The 20825-nt window shown below is 39.7% G+C and carries 23 protein-coding genes and 1 pseudogene; 18 read left to right on the plus strand and 6 right to left on the minus strand.

Features of this window, described 5'->3' with window-relative positions; genetic code table 11:
• Nucleotides 1-14: 14 nt before the first annotated feature.
• The 3 genes from ACCB35_RS11150 to ACCB35_RS11160 all read right to left on the minus strand — a co-directional run bounded on the left by ACCB35_RS11150 (nucleotide 15) and on the right by ACCB35_RS11160 (nucleotide 1552).
• Nucleotides 15-407, minus strand: coding sequence for a sporulation protein (locus ACCB35_RS11150; RefSeq protein ID WP_044337048.1), 393 nt, complete (start codon nucleotides 405-407; stop codon nucleotides 15-17).
• Complete coding sequence (locus tag ACCB35_RS11155) at nucleotides 407-544, minus strand: FbpB family small basic protein (protein WP_374053793.1); 138 nt, start codon at nucleotides 542-544, stop codon at nucleotides 407-409. The genes ACCB35_RS11150 and ACCB35_RS11155 overlap by 1 nt, the downstream gene beginning before the upstream one ends.
• A 288-nt stretch (nucleotides 545-832) precedes the next feature.
• Nucleotides 833-1552, minus strand: coding sequence for a DUF3784 domain-containing protein (locus tag ACCB35_RS11160; protein WP_374053794.1), 720 nt, complete (start codon nucleotides 1550-1552; stop codon nucleotides 833-835).
• 236 nt (nucleotides 1553-1788) lie between these two features.
• On the opposite strand from ACCB35_RS11160, the gene ACCB35_RS11165 reads away from it, so the two are divergent.
• The 3 genes from ACCB35_RS11165 (at nucleotide 1789) to ACCB35_RS11175 (ending at nucleotide 3338) form a co-directional block, all read left to right on the plus strand.
• The gene (locus tag ACCB35_RS11165; RefSeq protein WP_374053795.1) at nucleotides 1789-2220 is read left to right on the plus strand and encodes a DUF1801 domain-containing protein; all 432 of its coding nucleotides are present in this window, start codon (nucleotides 1789-1791) and stop codon (nucleotides 2218-2220) included.
• 187 nt (nucleotides 2221-2407) lie between these two features.
• Nucleotides 2408-3043, plus strand: coding sequence for an FMN-dependent NADH-azoreductase (locus ACCB35_RS11170; RefSeq protein WP_374053796.1), 636 nt, complete (start codon nucleotides 2408-2410; stop codon nucleotides 3041-3043).
• A 115-nt stretch (nucleotides 3044-3158) separates the two neighbouring features.
• A complete protein-coding gene (locus tag ACCB35_RS11175; protein WP_374053797.1) occupies nucleotides 3159-3338 on the plus strand; it encodes a hypothetical protein in 180 nt (59 codons plus the stop codon).
• 79 nt (nucleotides 3339-3417) lie between these two features.
• Here ACCB35_RS11175 and safA read toward each other — a convergent pair whose 3' ends face one another.
• Nucleotides 3418-4047: a SafA/ExsA family spore coat assembly protein gene (gene safA / locus ACCB35_RS11180; RefSeq protein ID WP_374053798.1), complete on the minus strand. Its 630-nt coding sequence runs from the start codon at nucleotides 4045-4047 to the stop codon at nucleotides 3418-3420.
• 262 nt (nucleotides 4048-4309) lie between these two features.
• Here safA and ACCB35_RS11185 point away from each other — a divergent pair, with 262 nt between their 5' ends.
• The 4 genes from ACCB35_RS11185 (at nucleotide 4310) to ACCB35_RS11200 (ending at nucleotide 6222) form a co-directional block, all read left to right on the plus strand.
• Nucleotides 4310-4936 carry a hypothetical protein gene (locus ACCB35_RS11185; RefSeq protein ID WP_374053799.1) on the plus strand — a complete coding sequence of 209 codons (627 nt, stop codon included), beginning with the start codon at nucleotides 4310-4312 and terminating at the stop codon, nucleotides 4934-4936.
• 152 nt (nucleotides 4937-5088) lie between these two features.
• Complete coding sequence (locus tag ACCB35_RS11190) at nucleotides 5089-5292, plus strand: hypothetical protein (protein ID WP_374053800.1); 204 nt, start codon at nucleotides 5089-5091, stop codon at nucleotides 5290-5292.
• An 18-nt stretch (nucleotides 5293-5310) separates the two neighbouring features.
• Nucleotides 5311-5481: a tRNA U-34 5-methylaminomethyl-2-thiouridine biosynthesis protein gene (locus ACCB35_RS11195; protein WP_374053801.1), complete on the plus strand. Its 171-nt coding sequence runs from the start codon at nucleotides 5311-5313 to the stop codon at nucleotides 5479-5481.
• Nucleotides 5482-5496: 15 nt separating this feature from the next.
• The gene (locus tag ACCB35_RS11200) at nucleotides 5497-6222 is read left to right on the plus strand and encodes an HAD family hydrolase (protein ID WP_374053802.1); all 726 of its coding nucleotides are present in this window, start codon (nucleotides 5497-5499) and stop codon (nucleotides 6220-6222) included.
• Between the two features lie 39 nt (nucleotides 6223-6261).
• Here the strand turns inward: ACCB35_RS11200 and ACCB35_RS11205 are convergent, their stop codons facing one another.
• Nucleotides 6262-6732 (minus strand): hypothetical protein, encoded by a 471-nt coding sequence (locus ACCB35_RS11205; RefSeq protein WP_374053803.1) that lies wholly within the window; start codon nucleotides 6730-6732, stop codon nucleotides 6262-6264.
• A gap of 139 nt (nucleotides 6733-6871) precedes the next feature.
• On the opposite strand from ACCB35_RS11205, the gene ACCB35_RS11210 reads away from it, so the two are divergent.
• The gene (locus ACCB35_RS11210; RefSeq protein WP_374053804.1) at nucleotides 6872-7600 is read left to right on the plus strand and encodes a nucleotidyltransferase domain-containing protein; all 729 of its coding nucleotides are present in this window, start codon (nucleotides 6872-6874) and stop codon (nucleotides 7598-7600) included.
• A gap of 61 nt (nucleotides 7601-7661) precedes the next feature.
• Here the strand turns inward: ACCB35_RS11210 and ACCB35_RS11215 are convergent, their stop codons facing one another.
• Nucleotides 7662-8048 carry a sporulation protein gene (locus ACCB35_RS11215; RefSeq protein WP_374053805.1) on the minus strand — a complete coding sequence of 129 codons (387 nt, stop codon included), beginning with the start codon at nucleotides 8046-8048 and terminating at the stop codon, nucleotides 7662-7664.
• Nucleotides 8049-8438: 390 nt separating this feature from the next.
• Between ACCB35_RS11215 and ACCB35_RS11220 the strand changes: the two genes are divergently transcribed.
• The 10 genes and pseudogenes from ACCB35_RS11220 to ACCB35_RS11265 all read left to right on the plus strand — a co-directional run bounded on the left by ACCB35_RS11220 (nucleotide 8439) and on the right by ACCB35_RS11265 (nucleotide 20754).
• Nucleotides 8439-10562, plus strand: a complete 2124-nt coding sequence (locus tag ACCB35_RS11220; RefSeq protein WP_374057000.1) for a peptidoglycan D,D-transpeptidase FtsI family protein — start codon at nucleotides 8439-8441, stop codon at nucleotides 10560-10562.
• 239 nt (nucleotides 10563-10801) lie between these two features.
• Nucleotides 10802-12697, plus strand: coding sequence for an IucA/IucC family siderophore biosynthesis protein (locus tag ACCB35_RS11225; protein ID WP_374053806.1), 1896 nt, complete (start codon nucleotides 10802-10804; stop codon nucleotides 12695-12697).
• Nucleotides 12684-14666 carry an IucA/IucC family siderophore biosynthesis protein gene (locus ACCB35_RS11230; RefSeq protein ID WP_374053807.1) on the plus strand — a complete coding sequence of 661 codons (1983 nt, stop codon included), beginning with the start codon at nucleotides 12684-12686 and terminating at the stop codon, nucleotides 14664-14666. Before ACCB35_RS11225 ends, ACCB35_RS11230 begins: the two co-directional genes overlap by 14 nt.
• 2 nt (nucleotides 14667-14668) lie before the next feature.
• Complete coding sequence (locus ACCB35_RS11235; RefSeq protein ID WP_374053808.1) at nucleotides 14669-15880, plus strand: MFS transporter; 1212 nt, start codon at nucleotides 14669-14671, stop codon at nucleotides 15878-15880.
• A 3-nt stretch (nucleotides 15881-15883) separates the two neighbouring features.
• On the plus strand, nucleotides 15884-17083 hold the full coding sequence (locus ACCB35_RS11240; protein ID WP_374053809.1) for a type III PLP-dependent enzyme: 1200 nt from the start codon (nucleotides 15884-15886) through the stop codon (nucleotides 17081-17083).
• A gap of 91 nt (nucleotides 17084-17174) precedes the next feature.
• Nucleotides 17175-17339, plus strand: coding sequence for a hypothetical protein (locus ACCB35_RS11245; protein WP_374053810.1), 165 nt, complete (start codon nucleotides 17175-17177; stop codon nucleotides 17337-17339).
• Between the two features lie 255 nt (nucleotides 17340-17594).
• A pseudogene (locus ACCB35_RS11250) lies at nucleotides 17595-18162 on the plus strand (nucleotidyltransferase family protein).
• Nucleotides 18163-18382: 220 nt separating this feature from the next.
• Entirely contained in the window at nucleotides 18383-18865 is a 483-nt protein-coding gene (locus tag ACCB35_RS11255; protein WP_374053811.1) for a YjdJ family protein, read from the plus strand.
• 164 nt (nucleotides 18866-19029) lie between these two features.
• Nucleotides 19030-19440 carry a MerR family transcriptional regulator gene (locus tag ACCB35_RS11260; RefSeq protein ID WP_374053812.1) on the plus strand — a complete coding sequence of 137 codons (411 nt, stop codon included), beginning with the start codon at nucleotides 19030-19032 and terminating at the stop codon, nucleotides 19438-19440.
• 42 nt (nucleotides 19441-19482) lie between these two features.
• Nucleotides 19483-20754: a hemolysin family protein gene (locus tag ACCB35_RS11265; RefSeq protein WP_374053813.1), complete on the plus strand. Its 1272-nt coding sequence runs from the start codon at nucleotides 19483-19485 to the stop codon at nucleotides 20752-20754.
• Nucleotides 20755-20825: the final 71 nt, after the last annotated feature.

Raw genomic sequence — 20825 nt, forward strand, 5'->3', positions numbered from 1 at the left:
ATAAGGAGCCTTCTTCACTGTTCAATTGTGATATAATCTTCATCCAAACTTTCCACACCCTGATCGAATGTCAGTTTTGTCTTGAAGAGGTAGCGGATCCCGTTTTCCTCAGAGTAGGGGAGAGTTTCTGGAATTCGATACGTAAAGGAGAGTTTGTTACACTCCTCAGCTTGAATAATATCTGATTTTAAAACAGTCGTAGAATCAATGATTTTTTCTTCTTTTCCGTTTTTATCAAGCATTACCAAATCGCATTCGACCCGCCTCAGCTTTTGTTCGATGATTCCGCCTTCCAGAAAGAAGTATCCATGCAGGAGTTCTCCTTGCTTAAAAGAGGTTTTCGGTAAAACGAGATCGATTTTTGCAGAGCCTATACCCAGCAACGACATATATTTACGTAGTATCATTATGCATTCTCCTTTTCTGTAGAGGTATGTTTTAGATCGATTTTTTCTTCGATTTTTTTCATCTCATTTTTATCATTCAGAATTTCCGTTTTATTTTGTTCAATTAATAGGGATAGGTTATTTTTCAATTTTTTCATTGTCCATTACTTCCTTTCATAGTGAAGTGATAAAGAAAAAGACCTTTACCGAAATGGGTAAAGGTCTCTTTTAGACATATATAGTCCTTCACCAACTGGTAAAGGTCTCGCTAACAACATGGTTGTCAATAAAGCCGAGAGTTATACACTCTGTAATGACGACTTTATTGTTACAGCTACTCCCCTTTAGGAGAATATTAAATTATGAAACTATCATAATCGATGGGTGGAGGGTTGTCAATGAATTTGGTTGCCGGGGTGAAGTGGCGAGATTTAATGTCCCGATACCTAGTCAATGTTTTTACTCAATTCATCGTACCACTCCTTGGTTTCCCCAGGGTTTCCACCATTCAAAAAGAGATGTTGATCATTCACCCGGATATAAACATAAGGAGCTTCCTTGTGTAAAAACAACAAACTTTTTCCGTAACCTTTCACTTTGAATTCTCCTTTAGCCATGGTGGAAAGACCGAATCCGTTGATTTTCCAGGTGACTTCGGGCATATCTTCCATTAACTCAACCGTGTCAACATCTTCAAGCTTCCACACTTCTCCATACAAACCGGTGACCTCAAATGACTCATCTTTAACGATCAATTCGTATTTTTCATACCCGAGATAAGTGAGAACACTCACAAACCCTACAATAAATATAAACAAAGTAGAACTAATCCAGTAACTTCTTTTTCTTTTGCTTGAAACCTCATATTTGGATAGGTATATAAAACCACCCATTAAAAAGACAATCATAAAGCCAAATTGAACTTCAGTTACAAATGGAAAAGAGGTGAAAGCAAGGGGTAGAAGGATAAGCATTCCGAAAGCTGTATAAATCAATAAAGACCCCGTATTTTGGGGATAACCATTTTTAATCAACTCTGCTTGTTCTGTCTTAGTTCGCGTCACAAACCCCGAAATCAGCCCATAATTTTTTTTAACACGGATCGCCCATCCTAATAATGAAAAGAGCACTATAACAATAAGTTGAATCCCAATGAGGATTGCCATGCACGTCATCCTCTCTTTATAAAGATAGTATATTTACGGTTTTTATATTGGAATGGTTTCAATTATTTGGTATTTTCCAAGCGATAAAATGAAATAACATCCGTTGAAAATCCTTTTCCGTTAACCTGTTCTTAACAAGAGAAATTCCTAACTTAACGCTGTATAGAGGAATCGAGCTGGAAAATGAAGAACTATGTGGGTAGAATAAAATGTGAGGATCAGAAAGGGGCAGTCGAATGTATGAATTAAAAACAAAGCAAAATGATAACAGTGTGATTGAATTTATTGAAGCCGTAGAAAATCCTAAGAAGCGAGAGGATGCCTATAAACTGCTGGATATTTTCACAGAGACGACGGGGTTTGAAGCGAAAATGTGGGGACCAAGCATTATCGGTTTCGGTTCTTATCATTATACATATAAAAGCGGACACGAAGGGGATGCTCCGTTAGTTGGGTTTTCACCAAGAAAAGCGAAAATAAGTCTTTATTTCGCCCCTGGGGATCCAGAGCGGGAAAAGATATTAAATTCATTTGGTAAACATACAACAGGTAAAGCTTGCGTCTACATAAACAAACTAACAGACATCGACCAATCTGTTTTGAAACAATTGATTAACCAATCAGTGAGCTTTCTACAAAGGACGTACCCAAATCCATATATAGGATAATTAGGAGGAATTAGTCTAAATACCATGACTAATTCCTTATTTTTTTTACGTTGAAGCTTTATAGTTGATATTAAAGATAATATCCTATAATATTAATCTCGAATTAAAAATATTTCAGTTCGAGGTAATCAAGTTGGTTTCATTGAACTGGATGAAGAAATTCACAATCAGAAAGGGACGATTCAACATGACAAAGGTTTTATACATTACAGCACATCCGCATGATGATACACAATCCTATAGCATGGCAGTAGGAAAAGCATTTATTGACACTTATAAAGAAGCAAATCCAACGCATGAAATTGTCAACGTGGATTTATACAAAGAAAACATTCCACAAATTGACGCTGACGTATTCAGCGGCTGGGGAAAATTACAATCCGGGCAAGGATTTGAAGAGCTTTCACAAGAAGAGCAAGCAAAAGTAGGCAGACTTGGTGAATTATCAGATCAATTTGTTGAAGCTGATAAATATATCTTTGTCACTCCATTCTGGAACTTCTCCTTCCCTCCAGTAATGAAGGCATATATTGACTCTGTATCTGTTGCAGGGAAAGCATTCAAATATACAGAACAGGGACCTGTTGGACTTCTGACCGATAAAAAAGCCCTTCATATTCAAGCTCGCGGAGGTATTTACTCTGAAGGCCCAGCTGCAGCAATGGAAATGGGGCATCGCTATCTTGACGTGATGATGCAGTTCTACGGAGTTCCTTCTTTTGAAGGCTTATTCGTCGAAGGTCATGCAGCAATGCCTGACAAAGCTGAAGAAATCAAAGCAAATGCGATTGCAAGAGCAAAGGATTTAGCACAAACATTCTAATAGTAAGAAAGAGTCGACTGAGGTTGGCTCTTTTTTATTTTTTCTATAAATGAAACTATATTCACTTTAAATTCGTATAAGAACAGATAGAAGGAACAATAGAGGAGGAAAAAGATTGAAAGAGCAATTTTTTATCGATATTGAGGTTGTTGATTCATTATCAGAAACATTACATAATCTTATTGATACTAAAAGAGCTGAAACGGGATCCCACAATGTTTTCATCCAAAATGTTATTCCATTAGGGGACAACCGTTTCACAGTTATTTTAGATGTTGTGCAGGAAATCTATTAGTAGCAGAAAGAACTCTATCGTTGTTCAAAATCTGTAAAAAAGAGAGAGGCCCTCCATTACTATCGAGGACCTCCTTGCTTTATCTCTTTATAAACATTTGCGTCCAATAATGACCGTACGATCCACCCTTCACATAACCCACTCCGATTTCTGTATATGTCGGAGAAAGGATATTTTTTCTGTGTCCTTCGCTGTTCATCCATGCTTCGACTACTTCAGCAGGTGTTCTTTGACCAGCGGCAATGTTTTCTCCTGCTGCTTGATAGGAAATTCCGAAATCCTTCATCATTTGGAAAGGAGATCCGTATGTCGGGGATGTGTGGCTGAAATAGTTCTTCGCAATCATGTCTTCTGACTTATAACGTGCCACACGTGATAATTCCCAATTTTCCTTCAGTGGTGGTAAACCGACTTGTGATCGTTCCTGGTTTACTAGCTTCACCACCTCGTATGTATAGCTTTCAGCGGTACGATTTGCTCCTGGAATAATGAGGCTTTGTCCTGGATAAATCATATTTGGGTTGCTGATATTCGGGTTTGCCGAGATTAACTCAGATACACCCACTTGATGTTTTACGGCAATCTTCCACATTGTGTCTCCATAGCTTACAGTGTAAGTTCCTGCTGCAGAAACCTTGGAGGATTGACCAAAACCAATGACAAAAGTGACAGATAACAATAAGATAGATAAAAGTTTTAAAGTTTTCATAGTTCTATTGAAATATAATTCTGTTAATTTTAAAACAGGTAGTTGTTACCACCATTCGATAAACCCCAATAAATAAGCAAATAGTAAATTTTACTAGAATTTAAAGACGGTGACTATTTAAGTATCATAATATAAAATACCAAATAATGGTCTTTCTTATATACTGGAAAAAAATGAAACCTTTTCCTATATATAATCGTAAATCAAGAAAGGAAAGATATTAACTCTTCCTACGTTCTTCTCAAAGGGGGGCTTCAATAAGTTGATCAATTTATTCTTCATCGTTATCTTCATCCTTGGGATCGTGTATCTCATTCGGTTTCGATTAAACCTAAAATATGCCTCAGAAAAAACAGGCAATGCCCTATACCCAACCAGTCAAAAAGATTTGAACAGTATTGTGATTCCAGGCGAATTCCAGGTGATGCAGCCTTTAACGAAGAAAACAAAATCTTATCAGTGGGTGAAATGGGGGACGGTAGGTTTCATTGGCCTGTTAACTGTTTTAATAGCCGTTGTGTACTGGACTGATTTGCTTCATCAATCAATTATTAGTATCGTCCATCTCTTTTTCATCCTGATCAGCTCCATTAAACACCGCGGGAATTTTTATTTGTTATCTGAAGGGCTGATACTGAATGGCTATTACGTACCATGGCACAGGGTGAAAGGATATGAAATAGAAAAGATTATTAAGTGGCACGAACTTTACGGCCTCGATGACAAAATCAATTATGGCTACAAATTAGAGGTGAAGGTGAAAAATAAATGGTTCCAGCCTCAATTTGTAGTGATTAGAGATCAGGTTCAATTGGATCGCATTCTAGCATTATTAGAAAAGCATGGAGTAGAGGACATAAGAGATGCTATCCCACACTCCGGTATCTAAGAATGTATAAGGGTAATCGTAATCAGGATTGGCCCTGACATTTTTCTACCCAATCCTTCGTTTTTTCCATTCTTAGGCAAGCCAAATGTCTCAATTCTTACCCGTGACCGAATTGAAGGGCAAACAAAATTTGGAATTAAGGAGCTGACAAGATGAGCTGGTTAAATTGGAATGATTTATTAGCACCTTCCAACCCGTATGCTGCAGTGTTCTTTGGAATAATCATCACCCTCGTGGTTGCGTTTAGTATTTGGTATGAAACAAAACAAAAGCGAATATTGTTCATTGCAATCGTAACAGGTGGTTTGACTACCGTTCTTGGGGTGGGATTGCTTACAATGATTGGATTCTATTAAAAAGGACGGTGGATACGCATGAAGTCACTTTTATTGGTAATTGTCGGTGCACTTCTGGGATGGGGGATCACAGGGTTCTTCACTAACGGATTTGAAAGGGATTATCTTTTCATCCTAATCATTGGCTTGGTTATCGGGTACAGCATTGGTCGGAGAAAAGAAAAAGAAGAATTTACTGAATCAATGTAAGGGAAGCGTACTAGTATGGAACATCTAGATGTTGAAAAATATGATTTATTTTTATTTGACCTCGATGATACTTTGTTTGATCACTCAGAGGCTTATAAAAATGGATTAGTAGATACAATTCATCAATTTCATTCCTTACTGGAGATCGGTCATTCTGAATTCATCCAAACCTTTACAAAGCATAATCACCTCTTATGGCCGAGGTTTTCATCCAACGAGTTAAATTTTCATGAATTCTCATTAATAAGAATTAAGAACACTCTAAAGGAATTGAACGTTTTAGCGGAGAAGGATATCTCTCTTAAATTCGTGAAAACATTTCAATCGTCTTACCTTGAGCGTATCAGCCCTTATCAGAAGTTGAATGAATTCTTGTTCGAATTAAGTAGAAGGGTGGGGTTGGGAATTGTCACAAATGGAACCGTGCTTAATGCCTTTGAGAAGGTGGACCGTCTTGGTTTAGGAAGTATATTTCCAGACACTTCTGTTATTGTTTCTGAAAAATTTGGATTACCGAAGCCAAATTTAGAAATTTTCCAACACGCACTGAATGTTTTTGGGAGTACTGCTGATAAAACTCTCTTTATAGGAGACAATTATTTCACAGACATCTTAGGGGCAAAATCACTAGGCTTGGATACTGTTTGGATAAACAGGTATGAGTATGAGTGTCCACAAAAAGAAAAACCTGACTACATATTAAGAAATGTGTACGATTTAAAAAACGCCATAGAACTATAAGGGGTCGAATAAGCATGCTCATTCGACCCCTCGTTATCTTCATGAAGTTTCAAGCTTCTCTTGAAATTTCACCATCTCATCCTTTGTTTCCTGTACCAGTCCTTTTAAGGCTTCCCTGTCTGGGTCATCTTTTTTGGCTTCTGCAATTAAAGGATAAAGGCTTTCTTCTATATTCTTATAATCCTCAGGATACTGTTCCTCGACCATCTTTTCGATTTCATCCCATTTTTCTTCTACCATCATTCCTTGTTCTTTCACCTTTTTTGCATCACTTGAAGCAGCCGTAATAGTCATATTTAAGTCCTCGATGGCTTTAAGAGTAACATTAACACCTGACATTAGGTCTTCATCTGCAGTTTGTTCTGAAGTACCAACCCCAAATGTGGTCTCGGATTTAGGTTCATTTGCATCTTTCATTTTATCTGCCCCTTGATCGTCGTCAGACGCACCACAACCGGCAAACAAAAGACTACTTACTAAGATGACTGATATCACATTTATTTTCTTCACTAGATATTCCTCCTTTTGACCTCATTATTCCCAAAGAAGGAGTGGAGAAAACAAGGTAATTTGGATTGGATTTCCTCTTTCTCAAAAAAAATCAAGTATACTATACTCATAACCACTTTATCGGAAGGAGTCATTGTTAATGAATGTAAGAAAACCAGAGGAAAGACAGCCAGCGAATAAAGCAGCCTCCAATTTTGTACTGGAAAACTTTCCAACCTGTCAAGCAGCACTTCTTGGAGGCAGCGTTGTAAGGGGGGAAGAGACAAGCACATCCGATTTAGATATTGTCATCATTGACGAAACTATTCCCTCAGAATTTCGGGAATCAACTATCTCACATGGATGGCCGATCGAAGTCTTCGTCCATAACCTAAAATCCATCCGGGACTATTTCCAATCAGACTGTCAACGAGCCCGCCCATCCCTGCCAAGAATGGTCTCAGAAGGAATTTCCATCGTCGATCATCCCATCATCCTCACCCTGAAAGAAGAGGCAAATAAACTTTTGAGGGACGGACCTCCCAAATGGACTGATCAAACGATCCATATGAAGAGATATTTCATTACAGATGCATTGGATGATTTTATTGGCTCAACACGTAGAGGGGAAGATATTTTTATAGCGGGAGCTTTGGGGGAATCACTCCATGAATTTGTACTCAGGACAAACGGCCGCTGGATTGGTGCATCAAAATGGATTGTTCGATCCCTAAAGGAATATGATCAAGACTTTGCTGAAGAATATGTAGAGGCTTTTGAACGGTTTTATCGTATCGGGAATAAACAAGCAATTGTTAGATTAGTAGACTCCGTACTAGAACCACACGGTGGGAGACTATTTGATGGGTTTACATTAGGTAAGGATTAAGGATAAGTACTAAACTTAAAAGCCCTTCTATAATTAAGAAGGGCTTAAGTCTATACTATTGTTATACTAAAATTTGAAACTCATCATGGTCGACGCTGTTTACTCCATCATCAAAGACAAGTCGGGTGACGAACTTATAAGAGACTGTGTCGCTGCTTGGAGGAAATGAGTCGGAAAGCCTGCACGAAAAGTGAATGGTGCGTTGTTCGTTTGCTTTCATCGTTGATGAGCTTAATATGGTATTCTGATGAAGGACAGATGAGCGATCACGATTCTGATCATACTGCAAAAGGTCTGTTTCGATTCTTTTCAACTTCTGCTCAACACGACCGCCAGTTAGTTCATATTCCCCTTTGATCACGTCTCCCGGGCGAAACTCTTTCTTATTTAATACCAAATCGATCTTTGTTGCGCCAATCCCGAACCTGCACATCAATTTATTGAACATAACCGTCATTCAACCTCTCATTCATCTAGTTACCAATTCTACGCAATAAGGAGAGCTTTGGTTTCACTTTTCTCATCTTTTCTACGACTATATTCTAAAAGAAAAGAAGCCCTTTTGTCTATAAGGCTTCTTCGACATATTTCGCGAATTTTTGTAAGTATTTTTGTATTTTAACAGTATCAATTCCCAAACACTTTTCCCAAGGTAATGAAACATACCCCAGATAAGTATTTTAATTGGAATTTGTTCCATAAAGAGGTAGAAATATAGGTAGGATTTCTATAAAATAGGACTAGAACATTATCATATTTTGGTAAAATACCAGCTTGAGAAGGGGTCATTCAATTGAAGGAAAAGAAGAAAAAGAAAAAAACCCATGTGCCATTGAGAATGAATCTACTGTTTATTTCGGTCTTTTTTCTATTTTCACTTCTGATTCTTCGTCTTGGGATTGTGCAAATCGTGCAGGGGAACCATTATGAAGCAGAAGTAGCGAGAACAGAAAATGTGAAATCCCATAATGGTACACCACCTAGGGGTAAAGTCTATGACCGGTATCGGAATGTGATCGTGGACAATGTACCTTTAAACGCAATCACTTATACCAGAACACAAACGACAAAGCCCGAGGATATGCTGAAAGTAGCAAGAAGACTCGCAGATTTGATCGAAATGAATCCAGACAAGATCACAGATCGGGATCGGCAGGATTTCTGGCTTCTGAGTCATCCTGATAAAGCAGAAAAACTCGTTTCAGAGGATGAGTTAAAGAAACTGGAAGATGATGAAGATCTTACAAAAGATGATGTGAATAAAAAGGTATATGAATTGCAGCTGGAAAGGATCACGGAAAAGGACATCAAATCTTTTACTAAACAAGAAGAGGAAATCCTGGCCATATTCCGCGAATTCAATACCGGCTATGCCCTTACGCCTCAAATCATCAAAAACAAGGATGTTTCCATGGAGGAAATGGCGAGAGTCAGTGAACGCCTGTCAGAATTGCCAGGAGTGAACGTTACCACTGACTGGGAAAGAAAATATGTGAATGACAGCACGTTGAGAACGATTCTAGGAAGAGTATCCACCTCACAACAGGGGCTCCCAAGTGAACTTGTCAATGAATTCAAAGCTCAAGGATATGCACTTAACGACCGTGTTGGAACTAGTTATTTCGAATCACAGTATGAAAACGTCCTAAAAGGTCAGAAGGAAGAAATCGAATACATCACGAAAAATGGAAGTGTCCTTGATACACAACTCGTCAGCGAAGGTCACAGTGGTAAGGATGTCGTATTAACCATCGACCTCCAGCTTCAAAAAGAAATTGAAAAAATCGTTGAAGAAGAGCTGAGTAAACAAGCATCCCAATATTGGGAATCCCCATTCCTGGATCGGGCTTTTGTTGTCATGATGGATCCACACACAGGTGAAATCCTTTCCATGGTCGGAAAGAAATATGGCAAAAACGCTGATGGAAAGACGGAGATGCAGGATTATGCTTTGGGTACATTTACTTCTGAGTATGGAGTGGGCTCTGCTGTTAAGGGTGCTACTGTGTTGACGGGGTATATGACTGGAGCTTTGAATGTAGGGGATGTGCTTTATGATGAACCGATTAAGATAAAAGATACCAAAGTCAAGAAATCTTGGTTTAGTGGTTCAAGATATTTGAGTGATATCGGTGCTCTCGAAATTTCATCCAACGTATACATGTTTAAAACAGCTTTCAAAATTGCAGATGCCACTTATCGTCGTGAACAACCATTGAATATTAATCCAGAAGCATTTGATATTATGAGAAGTTATTACAGCCAGTTTGGGTTGGGAGTCAAAACGGGAATTGATCTACCTGGAGAGGTAGAGGGGCTAAAAGGGAACGAAACTGAACCAGGTAAACTTATGGACTTTTCGATTGGGCAGTACGATTTATACACCCCGATGCAGCTCGTTCAATACGCTTCAACCATTGCAAATGGCGGCTACCGGATGCAGCCGCATATCATGAAGGAAATTCGTGAACCCAGCCAGGAAAGAGGGAAAGTAGGGCCTCTTTTATATGAACACCAATCTAAAGTTTTAAACAGGATTGATGCAACGGAAAGAGAGATACAACAGGTCCAGCGAGGCTTCTATCAAGTTACTCATGGTGCAAATGGAACAGCAAATAATTTCAGATCAGCTCCTTACGACGCAGCTGCAAAATCCGGCACGGCAGAAGCTTTCTATTATAGCCCTGAAGAAAAAAGACAATATGAAACATTCAACACCACTCTAATCGGCTATGCCCCATACGACAACCCGGAAGTAGCCTTTTCTGTCGTGTTACCATATTCGCATCAGAACAAAGATCCATACGTAAATAAAACCATCGCCAAGCGGGCAATGGACAAATACTTCGAGCTGAAGAAGCAATACGAAAAGGACGGTTACTTTGACTCATCGACAGAAGAAGAGGTCCGGAATGCTGACCAGCTAGAAGAAACGGAAGAGCAAGAAACAGAAGCTGAATAAACAGAAACGCAATCCTTTGTAATGAGGGTTGCGTTTTTATTTTAATTAAAAATCTTCCTACGTTCTAAACCTCCACCAACCAGCATAACTTGAAGGGCGATTACGAAGTCAATACTCATAAGACAATTTCGAGAGAAGGGACTATTTCCTTATTTCCGTATTTTAAATTGACAATGAGAATCATTTTCATTTAAACTTTGTAATTGAAAACGATTCTCACTAAAAAAGGAGGAGCACAGATGACCATTCTGTCCTCACATCAGCCATTTCAAATAATGCAGACCGATATGCGAAAAATCATCCAAGAAAAGTTACCAATATCTCAAAAACGCATTCTTCATAAACTTGTTCAAGCGATCGTTCGAGAAGAGGTACTTGACTACACTTGGGGAAAATCAACAAATGACGGCAAATCATTATACATAAAACCCTCACACAACATAATAATCAAGGTCCCCATACAGCATACCTATTCACTTGGACAAATGGATATTGAAGATCCCATTATTATAGAAAAAGAAAATACAGTCCATCCAATCGATACTCCTGCTCAGTTTATAGAGGAATTGATCGGGACACGGTCCTCTGAATCCGGTAATCTGAATCAGCTTAAAATCGAACTGGAAAACAGTGTCATAAATGATGCTTTAGCTTTAACCGCTGCGAAGTTGAGACAGGGTGGGAACATATCAGAGAGCACCCTTGACTATTTACAAAAAGAACAATCTTCTAACGCATCATTCAGTCCATTGGTTTTTTTAGAACAATGGGTCATCGAAGGTCATACTCTCCACCCTTGTTCAAAGACAAGGCTTGGTTTATCGGAAAATGAAGTGATGGTGTACGCTCCAGAATGGGGAAGTAAGGTAGATATCATTCCCCTCGCAATTCATAAGAGCATATCGTCATTCTCGAAAATAACCGGTGGATCGTCCATGACAGACGTGTTACTGAAGGATCATCGATACCTGGAAGAAGCATTCAAGGAGAACATAACCCGACTTCACCTGGAACCTGAGGAATACGACATCATTCCCGTTCATCCATGGCAATACGAACACACCGTTAAAAAACATTACAGAACAGAATTGAAACAGAAATTGCTGATCCCGATCGACACAACGATTCCCTATCAGCCATTGATCTCCTTCCGATCATTAGCGCCAAATAATCGAATGCAACACCATATAAAAACAGCCCTCAACGTTCAAATGACGAGTGCGAAAAGAATCGTTTCGCCCACATCCGTCTGGAACGGTCCTGTTATTTCAGACCTGTTGAATACTATCTCCAAACATGACTTAGAGATAAATAATAGTATTAACTTTCTATCTGAAAGTAGTGGTGGGCATTACCAATCCAATCGAAAGGAAGCGTCGCTAAATTTAGAAAAGAACTTGTCTGCTCTAATCAGGGAAAATCCAGAAAAGAACCTTACGAACGAGGAAATTGCTGTTCCAGGAGCAGCGCTCATCAACACATCTCCGGTAACTGGGAAGGTGTTGATTGTGGAACTTATCGAAGAATGGTCAATGAGGAAAGGAATTTCTAAAGAAAGTGCTGCTGCTGATTTTATTCAAGAATACGCAAGCACTCTGATTCCCGGTCTCATTAACTTGATCGTTAAGTATGGAATCAGTCTGGAAGCACATCTTCAAAATGCACTCATTATTTTCGAAAATGGGCTTCCGAGCAAACTATCGATACGAGACAACGGGGGGATTCGCATTTTAGAAGAGCGTTCAAGTGCGTTTATTAAAAAAGGGAAAATCAGCAACGAAACGAATTTACTCACATCTGAACCATTAGATTTATATAAAATGTTTTCACATGCTGTCATTCATAATCATTTGGGAGAAATCATCGTGAGAATAGCAAGAGAACTAAAGGTTTCTGAAGCTCTTCAGTGGCGACAGGTTTCTGATGTAATTCAATTCACCTTGGATGATTTAAAAACCCGAATGCTTCACAAGGAACATGCAGATCATTTTGAACAGGAACTATTTAGTACAAGAACGTATTTAAAGTCATTGATAAAAATGAGATTATCCGACGCCATCACAGAAAATATGTATGTTTCGGCTCCTAATCCATTAATTCAAGGAGGAAAGGAGAATATCATTGAATCTTTATAAAAATCATCCATTAGCTGAAAGGCGGTTTCTAGACGAAGAAACTCAATGCCTGAAATACCTGAAAGAAAATCAACCTCATTTGGTAGCCCACTATATAGAGCATCTGGATAAAGGACGACAAACGATCCTTAACAAGCTTGCATCCTCTTTATTAAGGGAAGACGTGAACTCACTTTACTCTGATTCTGTTCAATTGAAGAAAATAGGTTCGGTTTATGTAACAAGCCTTTTGAAAGTGTATAAAAAGTGGGAGCCGTTTTTGCATCAGCTTCAAACCGTTGAGTTAAAGGAGGATCTTTCTTATAGAATGAAGTCTTTTGAAGACTATATGATTCTGTTCCCTATTAAGGATGAGCTCGCCTTTCGAAGAGTCACTCTAGAAGGAGAAGTACTATGGATTTCAAAAGAGTCCCATGGGAAAGTAATGACGGCCAGTGAGCTGATTTCTCTTTTAGATCTTTCAGATGAGGGGTTTAAACTTATCCAAGAACTTGATAATGGAACGGCTAATCAATCCCTCGGATATGCCAAGCATGCCCACTGGATAGAGAGCCTGAAGAAAGAAATGGGTGAGAACCGTTGTCCGTCTTCCCTGGAGTATGTTAAAAGGAAGAAGCAGGATGAACCCCTATGGAGCCAGCTTTCATTCTTTGAGCAGCTTAGTTTAGAAGGGCATCATTTACATCCAGGTTCAAAAACCAAAACGGGCATGTCCCCTGAGGATGTAGCCACCTATTCACCTGAATTTCATCAAACATTTAAGATTTGCTTTGTAGCGGTTAAAAAAGAATGGGTTGAAATGACTGAAGCCGAGCCGAATACAATAGAAGAAACGTTTTCAGAGATTATGCCATCCTACCATGATTTTATGACGAAAAATAAACTCAATCTAGATAATTATAAGCTTCTGCCTATTCACGAATGGCAGTATAAACATGCTTTATATCCACTTTATCAATCAGAAATTAATAGGGGGATTATCATCCCGATTGAAACTCTATCTATCGTATGTGAGGCTTCTTCATCATTTCGCACAGTTCTGCCTCAGAATAACAACAGTCGGTTTGTTAAACTGGCCGTCAATAGTCAGATGACTTCCACTGTAAGATCGATCTCAAGTCAGACTGCCTTAAACAGTACCATTTTTACGGAAATGGTGAGGGATATTTTAAAGGAAGAAACAGAGTTAACTCCTTTTCTTCCACTTAACGAAATAGCCGGGTACTCATTTAAATCAGAAAGGGATGATCAAAGGAGAAATCTGACTGTCGTCATAAGAGAAAATCGGGAAGAGGATCTGGATGAACAGGAAGTAATGATCACTGGCAGCAGTTTATACGCCATCTCACCTTTTTCCAATCGCACCATTCTTGCTGAACTGCTGGATGAATATTGCGAGCATCAGAAAATATCTAAAGAAAGAGGAGCACAGTCATTTTTTAAAGACTATTTATCTGTGACTATTCCAGGTTTCCTCACATTCTTGACAAAATATGGAGTTGCGTTGGAAGGACATTTGCAGAATAGTCTCCCAGTTTTCAAAAACGGTAAACCTGTGCGCTTTTACTTCCGGGATTGGGGAGGAGCAAGGATCTTCAAAAAGAGATTAGTTGCTCAAAATCTTTTCCCAGACTTTCATCCAGGCAGTATCACGATGACAGACAATATAGAAGAAATGTACTCAAAAGCCCACTACACGATTTTCCAAAGTCATTTTGGGGAGGTCATCCGTCTTCTTGTAGAAGCTTCAGGTGTCTATGAAGGTGAGTTCTGGGCATTGGTAAAAATGACTTGTGAAGATACATTTACTTCACTTTCCTTGACGGTTCCCGGGAATGTTGAAGAAGACCAAGCATTTTTTTATCAGAATGAAGTAAAGCATAAAGCGTTAACAAGGATGAGAATGAGCCCCTCAGAAGGATATCTATACAGTCAAGTTACCAATCCGTTAGGAAGAGAAGAGAGCTGAAAGTGAATTCTTTTCCTGTTCAGCAGCATATCGCATTAAAATCACGACCTTTCCGCCGCTTCTTGTATGGGAGCTTCTTTGTACGGTCCACAGATTGGATGGATCTAACCATTCTCAACTGGATCGTGTATGAGTGGACTCATTCAGCAGTGGCGTTGGGAATTGTGAATGCATGCAGACTGCTGCCGGTTTTCCTTTTTTCCGTATCTGCAGGTGTGGCAGCAGACAAATATAATCGACGAAACGCACTTCTCATCCTGTATAGTGGAATCTTTCTATCTACCATTTCCATTGCGGTTATAATTGGACTGCAAGCATCGTTTTACTTACTACTTTTCGCCATAACGATTCGATCCATTTTTATGAGTTACGAAGTGCCGATTCGTAATGCCATGTTATCAGATATCGTTCCTATTGAAATGCTGGGAAGTGCCATAACCCTACAAACGACGTGTATTAACGTAGCAAGAATGCTCGGTCCGGCGTTTGCAGGTGTACTCCTTGGGCATTTCACAGCTGGGGATGTGATGATCGGAGTCTCGTTCGGGACTCTCCTGGTCATTTTATCATTGATGACCATTTCCACCCCTCAACGGCTGAAAGGAGTGACAGAAACGAAAGGGAAGAAATCATTGACTGAAACCTTTCATTACATAAAAGGAGAACCCGGGATATCCGGAATCATGTTAGTTGCTGTAGCTCCGATGATTTTTGGATTTCCCTATACGACAATGCTTCCCATTATTTCGAAAGAGCTGATGGGTCTCGGTCCGGCGGGATTTGGATTGTTACTTTCCATTTCTTCTGCAGGTGCGATCGCCGCTACCGGGATCCTGACATTCCGACAGCCGAGGATGGGGGGACGTTGGCTGATTTTGTCCTCGCTTGCCTTCGGAACAACCTTAATCTTATTTACCGTGATGAGTCGTTATTATTATATAGCTCTGGGCTTTATGTTCTTAGTGGGATTCGCAAGTCAATATTACAGAACATTAAGCAGAGTCCTCATCCAGGTGAAGGTGGCAGATGAGTTTCGGGGCAGGGTATTGAGCATTGCCCTTATGGACAGGGGCTACATTCCCCTCGGGGCCATCCTGATCGGGTTTATCGCCAGTTCATTTGATGCTTACACGGCCGGCCTTTCAATGGGAATCGGAACCGTCCTGTTTACCATCATCGTTGTCCGCAGTAATCGAAGTTTATGGAAGGAGTAATCTATGATTTCTAATAACGTCAGCGCATATCTCCCGTTACTTCTTAACAATAGAAGAGAAGATCCCATATGTGCCTATATCTATGACATTAATAAATTAAAAAAACATGTTCATTATCTGAAGGAGTCATTGCCTTCTTACTGTTCCTTATTTTATGCGGTCAAAGCAAATCCCGACATGAAGATCATCCATGCTTTAGAAGAGTATATTGATGGATTCGACACAGCTTCAGAAGGGGAACTCAACAAGATCCTGAATCTCACTGATAAGCCCATTATCTTTGGAGCACCGGCAAAAAAAGACAGGGAACTGGAGTATCTCTCCAAGGGAAACCTTCACGCTATGAATATAGAAAGTGAACGGGACTTGCATCGATTGAACCGCTTAGGATCCGTTACAGGGGAGAAGCTCCCTGTCCTCATTCGTGTGAACAGTACCTATCAGGTGGCCAGGAGCTCTCATAAAATGACTGGGGTTCCGACTCAATTCGGAATAGAAGAAAAAAGGATTCCTACTCTATTAAATGATCTGTCAGACTATCCTTACCTCGAAGTAAAAGGCTTTCACTTTCATGCGATGAGTAATAATCTCGATGCCCTTGATCACCTGGAATTCATACATTCCTGCCGGGAAAAGATAGTGGAGTGGAAGGCTGTCTTTTCATTACCTTCTGCCACTATATTGAACGCAGGTGGAGGCATCGGTATAAACTATGAACATCCAGAAGAGCCATTTGATTGGGAAACCTTCACGAATGGTTTGCAGCAAATGAAAGCTTTATTTACTCATGAGGGAATCCAGCTGATATTGGAACTTGGCCGGTATATGGTAGCTGATTGCGGATTCTATGTGGCAGAAGTGATGGACATTAAGAGAAATCATGGTGAGCATTTTGCACTGATAAGGGGAGGTACTCATCATTTACGGCTGCCTGCAGCTTGGAAAATGAGTCACCCCCATACGATTTATCCAGTGGACGAATGGTACGACGAGCCACTGCCGAGACCAGAGTTAAGGGAAGAATTCGTTACAGTCGCAGGAGAATTATGCACCCCCAATGACTTGCTTATCCGGAAGAGTTATATAGAAAGGTTAAAAGCAGGAGACTTAGTGGTTTTCTCTAAGGCAGGAGCGTATGGCTGGACCATCTCTCATCACGATTTCTTGTCGCACCCACAACCTGAATTTCATTACTTGGAATAGCGCCTGATTTTTGAAAAAGATGAAACTTACTCCTGCTTTCATCCGTATATATAGAAAGGGATTTTTCAAGGGTAGGAGTGAAGTGAAGCGTATGCTATGGTGGATTATTGGCATTGCCGTTGTATTCGGTATAATAAGTGGTCTTCTAAGACGTAAATTTTCACAAAATACATTTGAAGCAGGAAATCATAACGAAAGACAACTGCAGGAAGAAGAACGAGTGAAAGCGAGCAGTTGGTTTACCGGGGGTCAATGATACGATAAGAAATGTCAGGAAAACTTCCTGGCATTTTTATTTTGACATCCATTACCCACTGGTTGAATGAACTGAATAGCAAATCCAAATGAATCCTTTTGAGCCTGCTTTTCATGGTAAAATAAGTTAAAACCGTTCAAGTCATACCCGAGAATTCATTCAGGGGAAATTCTTCAATGGTCTACAAAGGAAGGGGGGAAGACCGTGATCAAATCTGAACAGGACATTTTGGATTTAGTTAAAAATGATTCATGGATGATTGGCATCTTAGAAACCGTTCAAACCCTTCATCTGCCCGACTGGTGGATCTGTGCAGGATTTGTAAGGACGAAAGTGTGGGATACACTGCATGGGTATTCAAAGAAAACAGCCTTGCCGGATATTGATGTAGTATATTTTGATGCTTCGAATACAGAGGAGCAATTCGAAAAGTATTTGGAATCCAAATTGAAGGAAAAAGCTCCTGCCGAACCGTGGTCTGTGAAAAACCAGGCCAGGATGCATATCAAAAATGGAGAAGCACCCTATAGCTCCACGATTGATGCTGTATCTCGATTCCCTGAAACTGCTACTTCCATTGCATTGACGATGAACGAGAATCGAGAATAATGACCTTATTTTAGCAGCACCCTGGGGGATACAAGATTTACTTTCCCTCCAAATAAAGCCGACACCACCTTTTACAGGTAAAGAGGCATTGGCCTCCATTTTTAAAAAAAGGGTGCTGGAAAAGGATTGGAATACGAAGTGGCCGAAAGTGAAGGTTTATGGTACTAATGGAGAATTCCTGGAGGGTGAAACAAGATTGAATTTACTTCCTTGAAAGGCGATTTGAAGAAGAAAATTTTTACTATCCATTTTCTATTTCGCTATTTTAAGTTTATCAGTTAGAGTGACCTTTTGAGTACTTTTCATAGCTTAGGATCTTGCAAGCGTTCACTTTGATCATTCTGTTACATAAGAGGGAACCCATAATATTAAACGTTTTTTATCATCAATCAGACATATTTTGAGGTCCGTCCCTCAAAGGAAAGGAGAAAGTTATGTCGATTAGGTATTGGTCACAAATAGGCATCGGGTTGGTTATCTTTGGATTTGCGTCTTTGGTCTCTTGGTATGAAGGGAGTGCTTTGTTGGATAACTCTGGGGAATGGAGGTATTCAGCTCCGTTCAGTGACATGATTCATGGCAGTGTTCAAAGTTCGAATGATATAGTAGCACTTGATTTCTTTGTATATGCTGCCAAGTTTTCACCAGTTTATCCCGGGTTGATGTTTATCAGTGCCAGTTATCTTTTAGTTCTGATTGCATTTCGGTTATTTAAACAATCAAGTTTCCGGATTTCCATTGCTCTCCTTGGCGTGATTGACCTTGTGTTAAGTTTCCTCATCTCCTCATCACCTACTGCGGGAGCGAATATTTTATTTTGGTTATTACTATTAGTCGGACTATTAATGACAGTAGGAGCGGGTGTCCTTCACTTATTCCCCTTCTTACGGATGAAAAGCCATTTCGATTCTAAATAGAGGGACGGACCTCGATTTGACGACAAGCTTCATGGGAAACCTTGAATTAGCATCTTTAATACGAAAACAAACTATTTTTTGAGGTCCGTCCCTAAACCGTAACGTTTAACTGTACGGTTTAGGAGAAATAAAGTATACTACTCTAGAGGTGATAACTTGGGAAGTTGTATCGAATAGGCGAGCTATCGAAGCTAAGTGAAGTGTCCAAGCGGACGATTGATTATTATACGAAAATGGGTTTATTAAAATGCAACCGGTCGAACAATAATTACCGGTATTATCATGAAGAAGCATTAGCAGACTTGAAGCTGATCGAACAGTGTCAGCACATGAATATGACGTTGAATGAAATTAAAGACCGAATGATTCTTTTGAAATCCAAGCATGTCGATCATTCAGTACTTGAAAAGCAAGTGAATCATATACGAAATGAAATGAAGCATCTGCATAACGAATTGCATGAGGTCCTGCAGGCTATGGATACATTAGGGGATGAGGACCGAAAACGCATGTTAAAGCAGGTTTCCCCACAGGCTTCGGCACTATTTCAAGCATTAATGGTTTTTTCTGGTTAAACCAGCATAATAGATAAACAACTACAGGAGAGTGACTTTTTTTTGGACGATATACCACTGAATTCATTAGTATTATTAGGAGCATTAATCCTTTTATCTGCCTTTTTCTCATCGGCGGAAACGGCTTACTCCAGTGTAAACAAGATCAGGCTTATGAATTTCGTAAGTGAAGGAAGAAGAGGAAGCATCAAGGCTCATTATATTGCGGAGAATTTTGATAAAGCCCTGTCTACGATATTAGTCGGGAATAACATTGTAAACATCGCCGCAGCAAGTATCTCAGCAAAGCTTGCCACAGATATATTCGGAGGTAACACTGGTCTTGTCATCAGTACGTTTGTCATGACACTGTTAATTCTGATTTTCGGGGAGATCCTGCCGAAATCATTGGCAAAAGAAAACGCTGAAACCTATTCCCTGACCATATCCGGCGTGCTGTTCTTCTTAATCAAAATCCTTACACCGATCAACTACTTTTTTATCAAATTAAAAGAGTTGGTATCGAAGTTCTTCTCGAAAAATCACGAGATGCCATCTGTCACAGAGGAAGAGTTAAAAGTGATGCTTGATATTAGTGAAGAAGAAGGAGTCATTGATAAAGAAGAAAGGGAGTTGATTCACCGCTCCATGGACTTTGATGATATCCTTGCTACCGAGGTCCTTACGCCCCGGATCGATGTCATGGCCGTTGAGGTGAACCAACCGATTGAAGAAATCAAAGAAATGTTTTTTGAAGAACGTTTTTCACGGATTCCGGTTTATGAAGATCATATCGATAACATCATAGGAATTCTTTCAGAGAAAGAATTCTTCACTCACTTGATCAAGTTCGGTGAAGTGAACATCCGGGAATTGATTCGTGAACCGATGTTTGTATTTGAATCAGCCAAAATTTCCTCCCTGCTTACCAAGCTTCAAAAGAACAATGTGCATATGGCCATTGTAGTGGATGAGTTTGGCGGCACGACGGGAATCATCACCCTCGAAGATATTTTGGAAGAAATCGTAGGGGAGATATGGGATGAGCAGGATGAGAAAACCCATTCCATGAGAAAAATCAGTGAAAAAGAATATCGATTCGATTCACAATATCAATTAGATGAATTCACAGAGCTGCTTGATGTACCTGAGCCCGAAAGTTCCTACCATACGATTGGGGGATGGGTGGTTGAAAGCTTCGAAGATCTTCCATCAGAGGGTGACAGCTTCGACTATGAAAACTTGAAAGTGAGCGTAGAAGAGGTGGATAACCGCCGGGTACGTACGATTAAAGTGGAAATACTTGAAGGGAAAACAGAGGATATTGTTCAATAAGGTGGAAATAACAGGCTTTTCATTGCCTGTTATTTTTTTGGTTTATCATTGATATAAGGAGGCTGCTGTAA

The organism is Rossellomorea sp. FM04394 (assembly GCF_041889765.1).
Lineage (GTDB): Bacteria > Bacillota > Bacilli > Bacillales > Bacillaceae_B > Rossellomorea > Rossellomorea aquimaris_B.

Excerpts from the sequence above, each read along its gene's own strand:
- ACCB35_RS11255 (WP_374053811.1), top strand. The coding sequence starts at position 18,383 with ATGTCGATTAGGTATTGGTCACAAATAGGCATCGGGTTGGTTATCTTT.
- ACCB35_RS11215 (WP_374053805.1), bottom strand. The coding sequence starts at position 8,048 with ATGTTCAATAAATTGATGTGCAGGTTCGGGATTGGCGCAACAAAGATC.
- ACCB35_RS11225 (WP_374053806.1), top strand. The coding sequence starts at position 10,802 with ATGACCATTCTGTCCTCACATCAGCCATTTCAAATAATGCAGACCGAT.
- ACCB35_RS11160 (WP_374053794.1), bottom strand. The coding sequence starts at position 1,552 with ATGGCAATCCTCATTGGGATTCAACTTATTGTTATAGTGCTCTTTTCA.
- ACCB35_RS11245 (WP_374053810.1), top strand. The coding sequence starts at position 17,175 with ATGCTATGGTGGATTATTGGCATTGCCGTTGTATTCGGTATAATAAGT.
- ACCB35_RS11220 (WP_374057000.1), top strand. The coding sequence starts at position 8,439 with ATGAATCTACTGTTTATTTCGGTCTTTTTTCTATTTTCACTTCTGATT.
- ACCB35_RS11200 (WP_374053802.1), top strand. The coding sequence starts at position 5,497 with ATGGAACATCTAGATGTTGAAAAATATGATTTATTTTTATTTGACCTC.
- ACCB35_RS11210 (WP_374053804.1), top strand. The coding sequence starts at position 6,872 with ATGAATGTAAGAAAACCAGAGGAAAGACAGCCAGCGAATAAAGCAGCC.
- ACCB35_RS11195 (WP_374053801.1), top strand. The coding sequence starts at position 5,311 with ATGAAGTCACTTTTATTGGTAATTGTCGGTGCACTTCTGGGATGGGGG.
- safA (WP_374053798.1), bottom strand. The coding sequence starts at position 4,047 with ATGAAAACTTTAAAACTTTTATCTATCTTATTGTTATCTGTCACTTTT.
- ACCB35_RS11170 (WP_374053796.1), top strand. The coding sequence starts at position 2,408 with ATGACAAAGGTTTTATACATTACAGCACATCCGCATGATGATACACAA.
- ACCB35_RS11240 (WP_374053809.1), top strand. The coding sequence starts at position 15,884 with ATGATTTCTAATAACGTCAGCGCATATCTCCCGTTACTTCTTAACAAT.
- ACCB35_RS11165 (WP_374053795.1), top strand. The coding sequence starts at position 1,789 with ATGTATGAATTAAAAACAAAGCAAAATGATAACAGTGTGATTGAATTT.
- ACCB35_RS11190 (WP_374053800.1), top strand. The coding sequence starts at position 5,089 with ATGAGCTGGTTAAATTGGAATGATTTATTAGCACCTTCCAACCCGTAT.
- ACCB35_RS11155 (WP_374053793.1), bottom strand. The coding sequence starts at position 544 with ATGAAAAAATTGAAAAATAACCTATCCCTATTAATTGAACAAAATAAA.
- ACCB35_RS11150 (WP_044337048.1), bottom strand. The coding sequence starts at position 407 with ATGATACTACGTAAATATATGTCGTTGCTGGGTATAGGCTCTGCAAAA.